Raw genomic sequence first — 14,604 nt, forward strand, 5'->3', positions numbered from 1 at the left:
AAGGTCCTCAGATGTTTTTCGGGCGCCTGAGGTCCAGGGTCAATGGGAATTCCGGATGCGGGAGTTCCACGTCCGGGACATAGAGGCCCGGGGTGTGTCCGTGCGGTTCGAACCGGGCAAGCCTGCGCGCCTCCGCCTCGTTGCCGTTGACCGGAAATGTTTCGTAGCTGCGGCCGCCGGGATGGGCCACGTGATAGACGCAGCCGCCGAGCGCCCGTCCGCTCCAACGGTCGAAGATATCGAAGGTCAGCGGCGCGTCAACCGGATGGACCGGATGGAGCGCCATGGCGGGCTGCCAGGCCTTGTAGCGGACGCCGGCAACGGAAACGCCGTTGGCTTCGGTTTTCCGCAGCGGCATCATGCGGCGGTTGCAGGTGACGATGTAGCGTTCCGGATCGCTGGTGGAGAGCTTGACCTGCAGCCGTTCGGTGGAACTGTCCGTGTAGCGGACCGTGCCGCCGATGGCGCCGGTTTCGCCCAGCACGTGCCAGGGTTCAAGTGCCTGCCGCAGTTCCAGGTGCACGCCCTCCACCTCGACCTCGCCGCAGAACGGGAAGCGGAACTCGGCCTGGGCCTCGAACCATTCCGGGCGCATGGCAAAGCCATGGTGCTCCAGATCCCGCAGCACGTCGAGGAAATCGGTCCACACGTAGTGCGGCAGCATGAAACGATCGTGAAGCGCCGTGCCCCAGCGCGTGAGGTTGCCGGAAAGGGGATGCTGCCAGAGCCGGGCAATCAGGGCCCTCAGGAGAAGTTGCTGCGAAAGGCTCATGCGCGGGTCGGGCGGCATTTCAAAGCCGCGGAACTCGACAAGACCGAGACGACCGGTCGGGCCGTCAGGGGAATAGAGCTTGTCGACACAGATCTCGGCGCGGTGCGTATTGCCCGTCACATCCACCAGGAGGTTGCGCAGCAGCCGGTCGAGCAGCCAGGGGAAGGGCGCGGGCCCCTCGTTGGGCCGATGGATCTGCGAAAGGGCGACTTCCAGTTCGTAGAGGCCGTCATGCCGTGCCTCGTCGACGCGCGGCGCCTGGGATGTGGGGCCGATGAACAGGCCGGAGAAAAGATACGAGAGGCTCGGATGCCGCTGCCAGTGGAGGATGAGGCTGCGCAGAAGGTCGGGCCGGCGCAGGAACGGGCTGTCGAGCGGCGTGGCTCCGCCGACAACCACGTGATTGCCGCCGCCGGTGCCGGTGTGTTTGCCGTCGATCATGAACTTGTCGGCGCCGAGCCTGGTCTGGCGGGCCTCCTCATAAACGCCTTCGGTGATCGCGACACAGTCCTTCCAGCTTTCGGCCGGATGCACGTTGACCTCGATCACACCCGGATCCGGGGCGACGCGGATGACGTTCATGCGCGGGTCGGGCGGCGGCGGATAGCCTTCGATATGGACGGGCAGGCCGAGATCCGCTGCAGCGGTTTCCGCCGCGGCGATCAGTTCCAGATAGTCCTCGAGGGCTTCCACCGGCGGCATGAACACGCACAGGCGTCCGTCGCGGGGCTCTACGGACAAGGCGGTTCTGACGGTGGTGTCGCCGATTTCTCCTTCCGGCAACGTCTGCTCGCGTCTGTCCTGCTGATCGCCGCTGGCAGTGAAGCGGGCAACGTCCTGTGGGCGTTCCGGGACCGGTCCGACGGGGAACTCCGGCAAGGGGCCGCGAGGCACTGTCGGATCGGCAATGTTGACAAAGGGATATTGCGCCGGAGGCACGTAGGGGAGCGACTCAAGGGGGAGGCGGTATCCCACCGGACTGTCGCCGGGAACCAGGAACAGCGCATTGCGGCGCAGTTCCCATCGTTCGGAGCGCCAGCGCGGGCCGGTGGCCTTCGATTGCCACCGCTGGATGGGAAGGATATGGCCCGAGGGGGTCGTGAGGCCGCGGTCGAAGACACGGGCGATGCGATGGCGCGCCTCCGCATCCTCGAGCCTGGAATTCTCGGGCGTGACGTTCTCGGGCAGATTGGCTTCCTTGACCAGCCAGACGGCCGGATCCTCATAGGCGGGAACCACATAGTCCGGATCGATGTCCAGCCGATCGGCAATCTTCTGCAGCAGGGTGGCCGACTTCTCCGCGTCGGCCCCGGTTTCCCGGCCTTCTTCGGCGATCAGGTCCGGTTCGTGCCAGATCGGTTTCTCGTCGCGGCGCCAGTAGAGCGAAAACGTCCAGCGGGGCAGGGTTTCGCCCGGATACCACTTGCCCTGACCGTAGTGGAGGAACCCGCCGGGAGCGAAACGTTTGCGCAGGCGGCGGATCAGGATATCCGCCTTCTCGCGCTTTGTCGGGCCGACCGCCTCTGTGTTCCACTCGTCGGATTCGAAATCGTCGATCGAGACGAAGGTTGGCTCGCCGCCCATGGTCAGGCGGACATCCTCCTGAACCAGGATCCGGTCGACCTCGTCCCCCAGCGTGTTGAGCGCCGTCCAGGCTTCCTCGGAAAAAGGCTTGGTGATGCGCGGATGCTCGGCCACCCGGCTGACTTTCATGTCGAACGAAAAGTCGACATTCGCGTCGCTCGCCATGCCGACGATCGGAGCCGCGTTCGAATAGTGGGGTGTCGCGGCGAGGGGAATGTGGCTTTCCCCGGTCAACAGGCCGGAGGTCGGATCAAGGCCGATCCAGCCGGCTCCGGGCAGGTAGACCTCCGCCCAGGCGTGCAGGTCGGTGAAGTCATGGTCGGTTCCCGAAGGGCCGTCCAGGGCCTCCACGTCCGGTTTCAGCTGGATGAGATATCCGGAGACGAAACGGGCGGCGAAGCCGAGGTGGCGCAGGGCCTGGACAAGCAGCCAGCTGGAATCGCGACAGGAGCCGGTTCCCTTTTCGAAGGTCTCCTCAGGTGTCTGCACACCCGGTTCCAGCCGGATGACGTAGCCGACTTCGCGCGCAACACTGGCGTTGAGCCCGACGATGAAATCGATCGTCCGCTGTTTCTCCCGCGGCACCCTGTCGAGAAATGCCTTCAGGCGGGGACCGGCAGGGTCCGTGCGCCGGTAGATCTGCAAGTCCTCCCGCAGCTCCTCCGGATAGTCGAACGGCCAGTCCTCGGCGCTTTCCTCCACGAAGAAGTCGAAGGGATTGTAGACGGACATGTCGGCGACAATGTCCACTTCGATCTTGAATTCGCGAACCGGCTCGGGAAAGACGAACCGGGCCAGCCAGTTGCCGTAAGGGTCCTGCTGGTGATTGACGAAATGCCCTTTGGGGGAAACCTTCAGCGAGTGGGACAGAACGCGGGTGCGGCTGTGCGGCGCCGGGCGGAGCCGGATAATCTGAGGGCTCAACGTGACCGGTCGGTCGTATTTGTAGTGGGTCAGGTGATAAATGCTGGCACGAATGGACATCAAGAGACCCTGATCTGCGACGGCACGGAATTGCGGCCCCTAGGCTTTCACAAAACGGCAGCCCGTACCACGTCTTTCTCCCGACACGCGAAAACCGCCGGCCGCCCGTTCCGCGTCATCTGCCGTCGTCACCGTCGGGGTCGGAAAATGTGGCCGGGTCGAACCAGTAAGAGCGCTCCTGAAGTGGCGTCTCCCGCCCCAGGTTGGTGTTGACCAGCGTGAAGATCTTCCGGTCGGCCAGACGGGCGCGCGCAATGTCGGTGCGGTGATAGGCAAGAAAGTGCTCGTCGAACGAGCCGTCCGCTATCATCCGTTTCAGTCCGGTTTCGATCTGCCGTGCGAGCTCGGGATGCGCCGGACTGACAAAGAAGTACGTCGGAAGCGGAATGAACAGGCATATGGATTGTTCGACAACGAGGTTCTCGTTCTGGCTTGAGAAGCTGGCCTGCTCATTGAAAGCCTCGTTTATGCCCCTCCCGAATGTGATGAAGCGCCGCAGCTTGAGCATCCGGAAGAGCATGTCGTAGTCATGGCTGACGACAACATTGAAACCAGCGTCCTCCATTACACGCCGTGTCGACCACTGGGCTCCCGATCCGGTTGGAAAAGCCATGAGGTCCTCAAGCGAGATCGACTTTTGCGAGGGCGGCCTGATCCTGCTGATTGATCAGGAACAACCTGTAGCCCTGAATGCCCTTTCGGATGGGGATGCGGATCGGGATCAGCTTCTCTTCCCAGCCCGGTTTCGGAGCTTCGGCGACGACATGAATGTTCCGGCCCGTGATCAGCTCCTGCAGCACGCGGTCCCGCGAATACTCCGCTTGTGCGTGCACGACCTTGGCCGGAACGCCGGCCTTTTCCAGCGATTTTGCCAGCAGGATTTCAACATAACGATAGCGGTCGTCCCCATTGCCGTAAGGCTTGAGCGTGATGACCGGTGCATTCTCCGGAGCGGCTTGCGACGGGCCGACAAACGCAAGTATTAAGGAAAGTGCCAATATTGCGTTTCGACTTAACGTATGCATTTCGGTGTCCGGCACAAATAATACGAGTAGTGAGACGTCTGATGGAGTTGAATTGTTCTTCTTTCGCGTATTTAGTCAATCTTTTTTGTTGTAGTATTTAGATATTTACTAAAACCTCAGCGCACGTAGCGGTTGTATTTACTTCTTTGGTCTGGCTTTGAATGCTGTTCATGCCGCGCTGGGGCAGGTATAAGAGATTTATGGTGCACAACTGCTTTCCGCCGATGGGGCAGGAAAAAGGTGCGGCTATACTGGACCGCTTCGTGCATACAACTCGGCGGTCGGCGCGCCGCACTCCCGGGCCAACTCGTGTTCCCGGTCGAATGCACGGCGACCTGGAAGCCGTGGAACAGGAAGATGATGGTCTTACGATTGCTTTTGGTCTGGTGTTTCTGGATGTTTGCAGGCGCCGTCCACGCCGCCGATTTCCGCGTGACCTTTATCAATCCGGGCGGCGAAAGCGGGTTCTGGGGCGAGGTCTCCAAAACCATGGCCGCCGCCGCCGCCGATCTTGACGTGGAACTGGAGATCCTCTACGCGGACCGGCAGCTCTACCGTATGGAGGCTCTGCTCCAGCAGCGCCTGGATCAGGGCGATCTTCCGGACTACTTCATTCTCGTGAACGAAAATCAGGCGGCCGCGCGGCTGCTTCAACTGCTCGACGGCAAGCCCAGCAAGATCTTCTTTTTGTTGAACAAGCTCACCGCGAAGCAGATGATGATGCTCGAGCGTCGGAATATCACGATGGACAACATCGTTGCGTCGATCATTCCGGACAATGAGATCGCCGGCTACGACATGGCCCAGTCTCTTTTTGACCGTGCACGGCAGCTCAATCCGGACGACGAGGAGATACGATTGCTTGCGCTGACGGGCGACACGACCACGCCCGCCGGTCTTCAAAGGGAACTGGGGATGCAGCGGGCAGTTGCCGACAATTACGACGTGAAGCTGCTCCACGCGATCCCTGCGGAGTGGAACGAAGAGATCGGCTACCAGCGCGCGGCGAGCGTGTTCAAACGGACCGAAGTGGACGTCGTCTGGGGTGCCAATGACGACATCGCCCTGGGTGCGCTGAAAGCTGCCAGGGAGGCCGGCCTGACCCCGGGGCAGGATATCCTGTTCGCCGGGCTCAACTGGTCGTCGCGCGGCATGGAGGCCGTGCGGAACGGCGAGATGACCATGACCCATGGCGGGCACTTCTTTGCCGGGGCCTGGTCCATCGTCATGCTGCGCGACCACTTCTTCCGGGAAATCGAGGGCGAGTTCTTCGTCAACGTGCTCTTTAAGATGTCTCCGATCACCGGCGAAAACGTCGACCTCTATATCGGGCGTCTGGGAGACGGGGACTGGGACAGGATCGATTTCAGCCGGTTCTGCAAGAGCGTCTCCGGGCGCAGCCACTACGACTTCTCCTCGGAAGCGATTCTTGCCGCGGCGGCGAGCTGAAGCCCCCGGCCAGGATTGACTCCACCCTAACATGCTGAAATCTCTCCTACCCAACCCGGTCTCCACAGCGTTATAGATGGCTGGCGGAGCCATTGAATGCCGGTTGGGAGAGACTTATGACGGACAAGAACAAGCCTGACGGCGCCTATGATCCGGAAACGGAAGGCGCGGAAATAGCGTTTTCGGACAAGATGTCCTACGGCGATTACCTGGGGCTGCCGCAGATCCTGTCGGCACAGAACCCCTTGTCCAGTGCTCCCGACGAACTGCTATTCATCATCCAGCACCAGACCTCCGAGCTCTGGATGAAACTCATGCTGCACGAATTGAACGCGGCGCGGCAGGCAATCGCGGACGATCACCTGCCTCAGGCAATGAAGCTGCTTGCCCGGGTGAGCCGGATCATGGAGCAGCTCAATTCCGCCTGGGACGTGCTGCGCACGATGACCCCCAGCGACTATACCCAGTTCCGGGATGATCTCGGCATGTCGTCGGGCTTTCAGTCCCTGCAATACCGCCTGATCGAATTTGCGCTCGGCAATCGGAACCTGGCGATGGTCAAACCGCACGAACACGATCCGGAGAGCGTTCGGCGCCTTCGCGAAGAGCTTGACCGGCCAAGTCTCTATCAGGCGGTGCTGTCCCTTGCCCGCCGGCGCGGCCTTGACGTGCCTGACGCCGTCACGGCCTCGCCGTCATCGGAGCCGCATCAGGAAATTCCCGAGATCATGGCAATGTGGCAGACGGTCTACCACGATCCGGCCGCGCATTGGGCGCTTTACGAAGTCGGCGAGAAGCTGGTGGACCTGGAAGACTATTTCCGCCGCTGGCGCTTCAACCACGTGACCACGGTCGAGCGCGTGATCGGTTTCAAGCGGGGCACCGGCGGCACCGGCGGCGTCTCCTATCTGAAGCGCATGCTGGAGGTCGAATTGTTTCCCGAACTGTGGCACGTCAGAACGGCGCTTTAGGGTACGGGCCAGATGCAGGTTCCACATCCGCGAATGTGCCGATAGAGTGTCCTGAAGGCTTCAACAGAAAGCCTTGGCGGATCGGCCTTGCTTCTGCGCCGGCAGGTGCAGGCAGACAGGCTGATCGGTTCTGAAAACTTGGAACATCCTGTCCGGATTCACCTGAATGCGGGGATGCTCCGGGAGATTGAAAAGAGGGGAGAATCCAATGTTGAAAAGTCTTGCTGCAGCAGCAAGCCTGGTGGCGATCCTGTCCGCAAATGCGGTCGCCGAGCCGGTGAAGGTCGGCATGATCACGACGTTGTCGGGCGGCGGCGCCGGTCTCGGCATCGACGTGCGCGACGGCTTCATGCTGGCGGTGAAGCAATCGGGCATTAAAGAGATCGAGGTGATCATCGAGGACGATCAGCGCAAGCCCGATGTCGCCGTCCAGCTTGCCGACAAGATGGTGCAGGCGGAGAAGGTCGACGTGCTGACCGGCATCATCTGGTCGAACCTGGCCATGGCCGTCATTCCTTCGGTCACCGCGCAGGGCAAGTTCTACCTGTCGCCGAATGCCGGTCCGTCCCAGCTTGCCGGCAAGGGCTGCCATCCCGACTATTTCAACGTCGCCTGGCAGAATGACAACCTGCATGAGGCGGCCGGCGCCTATGCCAAGGAGGCGGGCTTCGAGAAGAGCTTCATCCTGGCGCCGAACTACCCGGCGGGCCAGGACGCCCTGACCGGTTACAAGCGCTTCTACGACGGCGAACTTGCCGGCGAGATCTACACCAAGCTCGGCCAGACCGACTATGCCGCCGAACTTGCCCAGATCCGGGCCTCTGGCGCCGACAGCGTGTTCTTCTTCCTGCCCGGCGGCATGGGGATTTCCTTCCTGAAGCAATATGCCGACAGCGGCATCGACCTTCCGGTGGTCGGCCCGGCCTTCTCCTTCGACCAGGGCATCCTGCAGGCGGTCGGCGATGCGGCGCTCGGGGTGAAGAACACCAGCCAGTGGAGCAAGGACATCGACAACGAAACCAACAAGGCCTTTGTCGAAAGCTTCCAGGCCGAATACGGCCGCCTGCCGTCGCTCTATGCGTCGCAGGGCTTCGACACCGCCAACCTGCTGCTCTCCGCCATGGCGAAGGCGGACGTGAACGACGCGGACGCCTTCCGGGCGGCGCTGGAAGAGGCCGACTTCAAGTCGACCCGCGGCAATTTCAGGTTCGGTCCGAACCACCATCCGATCCAGGACATCTATGTCCGCGAAGTGATCAAGGAGGGTGACGTCTACACCAACAAGATCATCGGCACCGCACTCACCGATCATGCAGATGCCTATGCAGCCGAGTGCGAGATGTAGTTGGCTCTGCCGGGTGCGGCCTCATCGCCGCACCCGGCCTGCAGGGCACATGGCCCTCCAAACCGCTCCGGCGCCACCCCAAGTCTGCTCATCACTTTCGTTTTGCGCTGCAAACGAACCTTGGTGGAAGGCCCGGCCGATAAAAAATGAAAGACTCGAAACTCCTTTTCTGATACATTCATGGTCTAATTTCTGCCACAGTCAGCAGCGCTGACGCGATCAAATCGGGAGGGCGGTCCACCGTCCGGTTGAATGATTGCCGCGATAATGTTTTTTAAATCAATAGTTTAATCTGATTTTGAGTTGGCAGGAAAACCTACTAAAAATTTAGTTTGACAACGTGGCAACGCTGTGTCCAAGTATGTGTAGCCGGATAAACACGGCTCATACTATCTCACGGGAGGAGATGCAGATGCGTAAGTATCTACTCTCCGCAGTTGCAGCTGGTGCTGTACTTGCGGGAGCAGGGTCCGCTTTTGCCGACGAAGCAGCGGCACAGAAGTGGATCGACCAAGAATTCCAGCCATCCGTTCTGTCGAAAGACGGCCAGCTTGCCGAGATGAAGTGGTTCATCGAGGCGGCCGAACCGTTCCAGGGCCTGGAAATCAACGTCCTGTCCGAAGGCATTCCGACGCACTCGTATGAGTCGGAAGTGCTGACCAAGGCGTTCGAGGAAATCACAGGGATCAAGGTCAATCACCAGATCCTCGGCGAGGGCGAAGTCGTCCAGGCCGTCCAGACCCAGATGCAGACCGGCCGGAACCTCTATGACGCCTATGTCAACGACTCCGACCTGATCGGCACCCATTCCCGCCTTCAGCTCGCCTACAATCTGACCGATTGGATGGCCGGCCCGGGCAAGGATGTGACCAATCCGGATCTGGACCTCGAAGACTTCATGGGCACCCAGTTCACCACCGGTCCGGACGGGGATCTCTATCAGCTTCCCGACCAGCAGTTCGCGAACCTCTACTGGTTCCGCAAGGACTGGTTCGACCGGGAAGACCTGAAGACGGCCTTCAAGGAGAAATACGGCTATGAACTCGGCGTACCGGTCAACTGGTCCGCTTATGAAGACATCGCCGAATTCTTCACCAACGACGTCAAGGAAGTCGATGGCGTCCAGATCTTTGGCCACATGGACTACGGCAAGCGCGCACCGGATCTCGGCTGGCGCATGACCGACGCCTGGCTTTCCATGGCCGGTGCCGGTGACAAGGGCGAGCCGAACGGCATCCCGGTCGACGAGTGGGGCATCCGCATGGAGGAGGGGACCTGTAACCCGGTGGGTGCATCCGTCTCCCGTGGTGGTGCCGCCAATGGCCCGGCAGCGGTTTACGCCATCCGCAAATGGGACGAGTGGCTGCGCAACTATGCCCCTCCGGGTGCTGCGAGCTTCGACTTCTATCAGTCCCTGCCGGCGCTCAGCCAGGGTAACGTTGCCCAGCAGATCTTCTGGTACACCGCCTTCACCGCGGACATGGTGAAGCCGCGTTCGGAAGGCAACAACACGGTGGACGAGGAAGGCACGCCGCTGTGGCGCATGGCGCCGAGTCCGCACGGCCCTTACTGGGAAGAAGGCCAGAAGGTCGGTTACCAGGATGTGGGATCCTGGACCATCCTGAAGTCCACCCCGGAAGACCGCGCGAAAGCGGCCTGGCTCTATGCCCAGTTCGTGGTTTCCAAGACTGTTGACGTGAAGAAGAGCCATGTCGGTCTCACCTTCATTCGCGACAGCACCGTTCGCCACGAATCCTTCTCCGAACGCGCTCCGCGTCTCGGCGGTCTGGTCGAGTTCTACCGGTCTCCTGACCGTGTGGCCTGGTCCCCGACCGGCATCAACGTTCCGGACTATCCGAAGCTGGCCCAGATCTGGTGGCAGCAGATCGGTGACGTCAACTCCGGTGCGTTCACGCCGCAGGAAGCCATGGACCGTCTGGCGGAAGAAATGGACATCGTCATGGCCCGCATGCAGCAGGCTGACGAGCGTGCCAACGTTTACGGCGGTTGCGGTCCGAGGCTCAACGAGCCGAAGGATCCGGAATACTGGCTGTCCCAGCCGGGTGCTCCCAAGGCCAAGCTCGAAAACGAGAAGCCTCAGGGCCAGACCGTGAACTACGACGAACTGGTTGCCCGCTGGGCGGAAAAATAAGCCGGAACGTCGCTTTAACCCAACATCCGGACCGGGGCTTGTCCCCGGTCCATCACCGATCCGAATGTGACAGGCCGCGAAACCGAGGTTTCGCCTCCAGGCCCAGTCCGGACGCGGGCGAGCATACATGTCTCTAGAACTCAAGAATGTCAGCAAGCGTGTGCGGGGTGTCACCCACATCAAGAACACGAGCCTGACCCTGCATACCGGCCACTTTAACGTTCTCCTCGGGGAGACGGGCTCGGGCAAGACCTCGCTGATCAAGCTGATGGCCGGACTGGACAGTCTGGCGTCCGGGCAGGTCATCCTCAACGGCAAGGACGTTTCCGGCCTGTCGGCGCAAAAGCGCAACATCAGCCTGGTGCACCAGTTTTTCGTCAACTATCCGCATATGTCGGTGTTCGACAATATCGCCTCGCCGCTGAAAGTGGCGGGCGTTGCAAAGTCGGAGATCGAAGGACGGGTGGAAGAGGCGGCCCGCCTCCTCAGGCTGAACCCCTATCTTTACCGCAAGCCGCACGAGCTTTCCGGCGGACAGCAGCAGCGCACCGCTCTGGCGCGCGCCATCGTGAAGGAAAGCGATGCCGTCTTCCTGGACGAGCCGCTGGCGAACCTGGACTACAAGCTGCGCGAGGAAATGCGCGACCAGCTTCCGGAGCTCTTCGCCGGCCGCGGCGCGGTCGTCGTCTATGCGACCTCGGAGCCGGAAGAAGCGCTTCTGCTCGGCGGCCAGACGGCCCTGATGAGCGACGGCAATGTCGTCCAGTTCGGTCCGACGGCCGAGATCTTCCGCAAGCCGAAGGATCTGGAGGCGGCCAAGGTCTTTTCCAATCCGCCGATCAATGTCGCGCCGGTCACGAAAAAGGGCGATACGGTCATCCTGAGCGAGACCACGCGCTGGACCGTCTCGGGGGCCGCGGCAAGCCTGTCCGACGGTACCTACACGCTGGCGATCCGGCCGCACCATGTGATGCCGATTGAGACGCCGGAGCATCCGGTCAGGCTTTCAGGCCGTGTCCTGGTGACGGAACTCAGCGGCTCGGAAAGCAGCGCCCATTTCGATATGGACGGCCAGGCCTGGGTGTCCCTGGCACCCGGCGTGCATCCCTATCTTGTCGGCGAAGTCCACTCGTTCTACCTGGACCCGCGCCATTGCTTCTTCTTTGCGCCCGACGGCCAGCTTGTGGCTTAGGGAGAGGACTTCATGGCTCAAATCAAACTCTCCAATCTGCGTCACAGCTACAGCTCCAGCCCTGCGGGCGACGCTGACTATGCGCTGAAGAAAATCGACCTGACCTGGGAAGACGGCGGCGCCTATGCGCTTCTCGGGCCTTCCGGTTGCGGCAAGTCCACGCTGCTCAACATCATCTCGGGCCTGCTCATTCCGTCCGAAGGCAAGGTGCTCTTCGACGACCAGGACGTGACCGCGCTGCCGCCGGCAAGGCGCAACATCGCGCAGGTGTTCCAGTTTCCGGTCATCTACGACACGATGACGGTCTACGACAATCTGGCCTTCCCGCTGCGCAACCGCGGCCGGGACGAGGAGACCGTCAAACGCCGCGTCACCGCAATCGCCGAGATGCTGGAAGTCACCACCATGCTCACGACGCGAGCGGCGAACCTGTCTCCGGACAACAAGCAGAAGATTTCCATGGGCCGCGGGCTGGTGCGCGAGGACGTGAACGTCGTCATGTTCGACGAACCGCTGACCGTGATCGACCCGCACCTCAAATGGAAGCTGCGCTCGAAGCTGAAGGAACTGCACCAGCGGGTCAAGGCGACCATGATCTACGTGACCCATGACCAGACCGAAGCGCTCACCTTCGCCGATCAGGTGGTGGTGATGCAGGATGGCGAGGTCGTTCAGATCGGCACGCCGGTGGACCTGTTCGAGCGGCCCGCGCACACATTCGTCGGCCATTTCATCGGCTCGCCGGGCATGAACGTGCTGCCTTGCGAGGTCAGGGGCGGGGCCGCCTTCTTCGGCGGCGAACGGATCGCCCTGGAAGGACCGGTGAGCGGCGCCGGCGACGGCATGGCCGAAATCGGCATCCGGCCGGAATTCGTCTCCGTTTCCAAAACCGGCGAGGGCATTGCCGCCCATATCCGCAAGGTGGCGGATATCGGCCGTCACAAGGTGGTCGAGGCCATCGCCCATGACAGCCGCATCCACGCGATCATGGACGGGGAGGCGCCCGACGCCGGCGATGCCGTGACGCTTGAATTCAACCGATCCCAGACCCGGCTCTACAAGGACGGATGGCTGGCAAGCTCGCCCGAGGGAGGAGCCCGATGAAAACGGTAAACCAACGCGCCTGGCTGTTCGTCCTGCCGGTGCTGCTCCTGGTGGCGTTCAACGCACTCATCCCCATGATGACCGTGGTGAACTATTCGGTCCAGGAAACCTTCGGCGACAACCTGTTCTTCTGGGAAGGACTGGGTTGGTTCGAGCAGATCCTGCGCTCAAGCCGCTTCCACGCCGCACTCGGGCGGCAGTTGTTCTTCACGCTCACGATCCTTGCCATCGAAGTGCCTCTCGGCGTCGCGATTGCGCTCGCCATGCCGAGGAAGGGCTTCTGGGTGCCTGTCTGCCTGGTGACCATGGCCCTGCCGATGCTGATCCCGTGGAACGTGGTCGGCGCCATGTGGAACATCTTCACCCTGCCGGATATCGGGCTGCTCGGCTATTTCATGAACCACACCCTGGGCATTTCCTACGACATGACCCAGGACCCGGTTGCCGCCTGGGTGACGATCATCGTCATGGATGTCTGGCACTGGACGTCGCTGGTGGTGCTGCTTGCCTATGCGGGTCTCGTGTCGATCCCGAACGCCTATTACCAGGCCGCGGAAATCGACGGGGCGTCCAACTGGGCGATCTTCCGCTACATTCAGCTGCCGAAGATGAAAACGGTGCTGACCATCGCGATCCTTCTGCGCTTCATGGACAGCTTCAACATCTATACCGAGCCGTTCGTTCTGACCGGTGGCGGACCGGGCAACTCCACCACGCTCCTGTCCATCGACCTGGTGAAGATTGCTCTCGGTCAGTTCGACCTCGGCCCGGCAGCTGCCATGTCCCTCGTCTACTTCGCCATCACGCTGCTGGCCTCCTGGCTGTTCTACACGCTGATGACGATGAACGACAAGAAAACCTGAGGAGGAGAACCGTCATGCGCCTGAAAAGCCTGGTTCCCATGCTGTACATTCTCTTCCTGATGCTGCCGATCTACTGGCTCGTCGCGATGAGTTTCAAGACCACGAACGAAATCCTTGCCGGGTTCACCCTGTTTCCGCAGACCTGGACGCTGGCGAACTATGCCACCATCTTCACCGATCCGACCTGGTACTGGGGGTATATCAACTCCATCATCTACGTCACCATGAACACGGTGATCTCGGTGCTGGTAGCGCTGCCCGCGGCCTATGCGTTTTCCCGCTACTCGTTCGTGGGAGACAAGCATCTGTTCTTCTGGCTGCTCACCAACCGTATGGCGCCGGCGGCGGTGTTCGCGCTGCCCTTCTTCCAGCTCTATTCCGCCGTCGGCCTGTTCGACACGCATATCGCGGTGGCGCTGGCGCACTGCCTGTTCAATGTGCCGCTGGCGGTCTGGATCCTGGAAGGCTTCATGTCCGGTGTGCCGAAGGAACTGGACGAAACCGCCTATGTGGACGGTTATTCCTTCCCGCGGTTCTTCGTGACGATCTTCCTGCCTGCGATCAAGTCGGGCGTCGGTGTGGCCGCGTTCTTCTGCTTCATGTTCTCATGGGTGGAACTGCTGCTTGCCAAGACCCTGACGGCCGTCGCCGCCAAACCAATTGCCGCCGTGATGACCCGGACCGCCTCCTCCGCGGGATATGAACTCGGGCTGCTGGCGGCAGCCGGGACCCTGACCATCATTCCCGGCGCCATCGTCATCTATTTTGTCCGTAACTATATTGCCAAGGGCTTCGCCCTGGGGAGGGTGTGATGCTGGGTTGGATGGCCTGGACCTGGCCGACGGCATTGCTGTTCGCCGGTATCTTCGCAGCAATCGGATTCCTGGTCATTCTGGAAGTCCGCTATCCTGGCGGCAACGCCCGCCGGGGCGTGCTGGGACTGGAGACGACGCGCGGGGACCGTCTGTTCATCACGCTTCTTGGGTCGGCCTATATCTTTCTGGCCTGGCTCGGGCTGATGGGGCATCCGCTCTGGTGGCCGCTGGCGTTCAGCATCGCATGGGGGAGTTTCTGCTTCTGGAAAGTGTGACGGCCGAACCGACTAAAGGAATAGTATTTTCCGGGATATTCGTGCAAGAATGGGAGCTGTAAGCCACATCCAT

Annotated in this window: 12 protein-coding genes; 9 read left to right on the forward strand and 3 right to left on the reverse strand. The window is 61.3% G+C overall.

All coding sequences use genetic code 11. From position 1 onward, the window contains the following. Positions 1–7 precede the first annotated feature (7 nt). From ON753_RS24660 to ON753_RS24670, 3 genes are all read right to left on the reverse strand, one after another. Positions 8–3,340 carry a transglutaminase family protein gene (locus ON753_RS24660; RefSeq protein WP_265966494.1) on the reverse strand — a complete coding sequence of 1,111 codons (3,333 nt, stop codon included), beginning with the start codon at positions 3,338–3,340 and terminating at the stop codon, positions 8–10. Positions 3,341–3,455: 115 nt separating this feature from the next. Next, complete coding sequence (locus ON753_RS24665) at positions 3,456–3,953, reverse strand: type 2 periplasmic-binding domain-containing protein (RefSeq protein ID WP_265966496.1); 498 nt, start codon at positions 3,951–3,953, stop codon at positions 3,456–3,458. A 7-nt stretch (positions 3,954–3,960) separates the two neighbouring features. Further along, a complete protein-coding gene (locus ON753_RS24670; protein WP_265966499.1) occupies positions 3,961–4,380 on the reverse strand; it encodes a hypothetical protein in 420 nt (139 codons plus the stop codon). Positions 4,381–4,722: 342 nt separating this feature from the next. Between ON753_RS24670 and ON753_RS24675 the strand changes: the two genes are divergently transcribed. The 9 genes from ON753_RS24675 (at position 4,723) to ON753_RS24715 (ending at position 14,531) form a co-directional block, all read left to right on the forward strand. After that, positions 4,723–5,814 carry an ABC transporter substrate-binding protein gene (locus ON753_RS24675; protein WP_265966501.1) on the forward strand — a complete coding sequence of 364 codons (1,092 nt, stop codon included), beginning with the start codon at positions 4,723–4,725 and terminating at the stop codon, positions 5,812–5,814. A 116-nt stretch (positions 5,815–5,930) separates the two neighbouring features. After that, positions 5,931–6,785 (forward strand): tryptophan 2,3-dioxygenase, encoded by an 855-nt coding sequence (gene kynA, locus ON753_RS24680; protein ID WP_265966503.1) that lies wholly within the window; start codon positions 5,931–5,933, stop codon positions 6,783–6,785. Between the two features lie 208 nt (positions 6,786–6,993). Next, on the forward strand, positions 6,994–8,130 hold the full coding sequence (locus tag ON753_RS24685) for an ABC transporter substrate-binding protein (RefSeq protein ID WP_265966505.1): 1,137 nt from the start codon (positions 6,994–6,996) through the stop codon (positions 8,128–8,130). Between the two features lie 412 nt (positions 8,131–8,542). Beyond that, a complete protein-coding gene (locus tag ON753_RS24690; protein ID WP_265966507.1) occupies positions 8,543–10,282 on the forward strand; it encodes an ABC transporter substrate-binding protein in 1,740 nt (579 codons plus the stop codon). A 127-nt stretch (positions 10,283–10,409) separates the two neighbouring features. After that, positions 10,410–11,474 (forward strand): ABC transporter ATP-binding protein, encoded by a 1,065-nt coding sequence (locus ON753_RS24695; protein WP_265966508.1) that lies wholly within the window; start codon positions 10,410–10,412, stop codon positions 11,472–11,474. A gap of 12 nt (positions 11,475–11,486) precedes the next feature. Continuing rightward, positions 11,487–12,578, forward strand: a complete 1,092-nt coding sequence (locus ON753_RS24700) for an ABC transporter ATP-binding protein (RefSeq protein WP_265966510.1) — start codon at positions 11,487–11,489, stop codon at positions 12,576–12,578. Beyond that, complete coding sequence (locus ON753_RS24705) at positions 12,575–13,441, forward strand: carbohydrate ABC transporter permease (RefSeq protein ID WP_265966512.1); 867 nt, start codon at positions 12,575–12,577, stop codon at positions 13,439–13,441. Before ON753_RS24700 ends, ON753_RS24705 begins: the two co-directional genes overlap by 4 nt. A gap of 14 nt (positions 13,442–13,455) precedes the next feature. Continuing rightward, the gene (locus ON753_RS24710) at positions 13,456–14,253 is read left to right on the forward strand and encodes a carbohydrate ABC transporter permease (protein WP_265966514.1); all 798 of its coding nucleotides are present in this window, start codon (positions 13,456–13,458) and stop codon (positions 14,251–14,253) included. Further along, positions 14,253–14,531, forward strand: a complete 279-nt coding sequence (locus tag ON753_RS24715) for a DUF2160 domain-containing protein (protein WP_265966516.1) — start codon at positions 14,253–14,255, stop codon at positions 14,529–14,531. Before ON753_RS24710 ends, ON753_RS24715 begins: the two co-directional genes overlap by 1 nt. Positions 14,532–14,604: the final 73 nt, after the last annotated feature.

It is taken from the genome of Roseibium salinum, assembly GCF_026240905.1.
GTDB classification, from domain to species: domain Bacteria; phylum Pseudomonadota; class Alphaproteobacteria; order Rhizobiales; family Stappiaceae; genus Roseibium; species Roseibium salinum.

Bases quoted from the DNA above. Each gene is read 5' to 3' on its own strand.
- ON753_RS24705 (WP_265966512.1), top strand. From the start codon at position 12,575: ATGAAAACGGTAAACCAACGCGCCTGGCTGTTCGTCCTGCCGGTGCTG.
- ON753_RS24695 (WP_265966508.1), top strand. From the start codon at position 10,410: ATGTCTCTAGAACTCAAGAATGTCAGCAAGCGTGTGCGGGGTGTCACC.
- kynA (WP_265966503.1), top strand. From the start codon at position 5,931: ATGACGGACAAGAACAAGCCTGACGGCGCCTATGATCCGGAAACGGAA.
- ON753_RS24715 (WP_265966516.1), top strand. From the start codon at position 14,253: ATGCTGGGTTGGATGGCCTGGACCTGGCCGACGGCATTGCTGTTCGCC.
- ON753_RS24675 (WP_265966501.1), top strand. From the start codon at position 4,723: ATGATGGTCTTACGATTGCTTTTGGTCTGGTGTTTCTGGATGTTTGCA.
- ON753_RS24665 (WP_265966496.1), bottom strand. From the start codon at position 3,953: ATGGCTTTTCCAACCGGATCGGGAGCCCAGTGGTCGACACGGCGTGTA.
- ON753_RS24700 (WP_265966510.1), top strand. From the start codon at position 11,487: ATGGCTCAAATCAAACTCTCCAATCTGCGTCACAGCTACAGCTCCAGC.
- ON753_RS24710 (WP_265966514.1), top strand. From the start codon at position 13,456: ATGCGCCTGAAAAGCCTGGTTCCCATGCTGTACATTCTCTTCCTGATG.
- ON753_RS24685 (WP_265966505.1), top strand. From the start codon at position 6,994: ATGTTGAAAAGTCTTGCTGCAGCAGCAAGCCTGGTGGCGATCCTGTCC.
- ON753_RS24660 (WP_265966494.1), bottom strand. From the start codon at position 3,340: ATGTCCATTCGTGCCAGCATTTATCACCTGACCCACTACAAATACGAC.
- ON753_RS24690 (WP_265966507.1), top strand. From the start codon at position 8,543: ATGCGTAAGTATCTACTCTCCGCAGTTGCAGCTGGTGCTGTACTTGCG.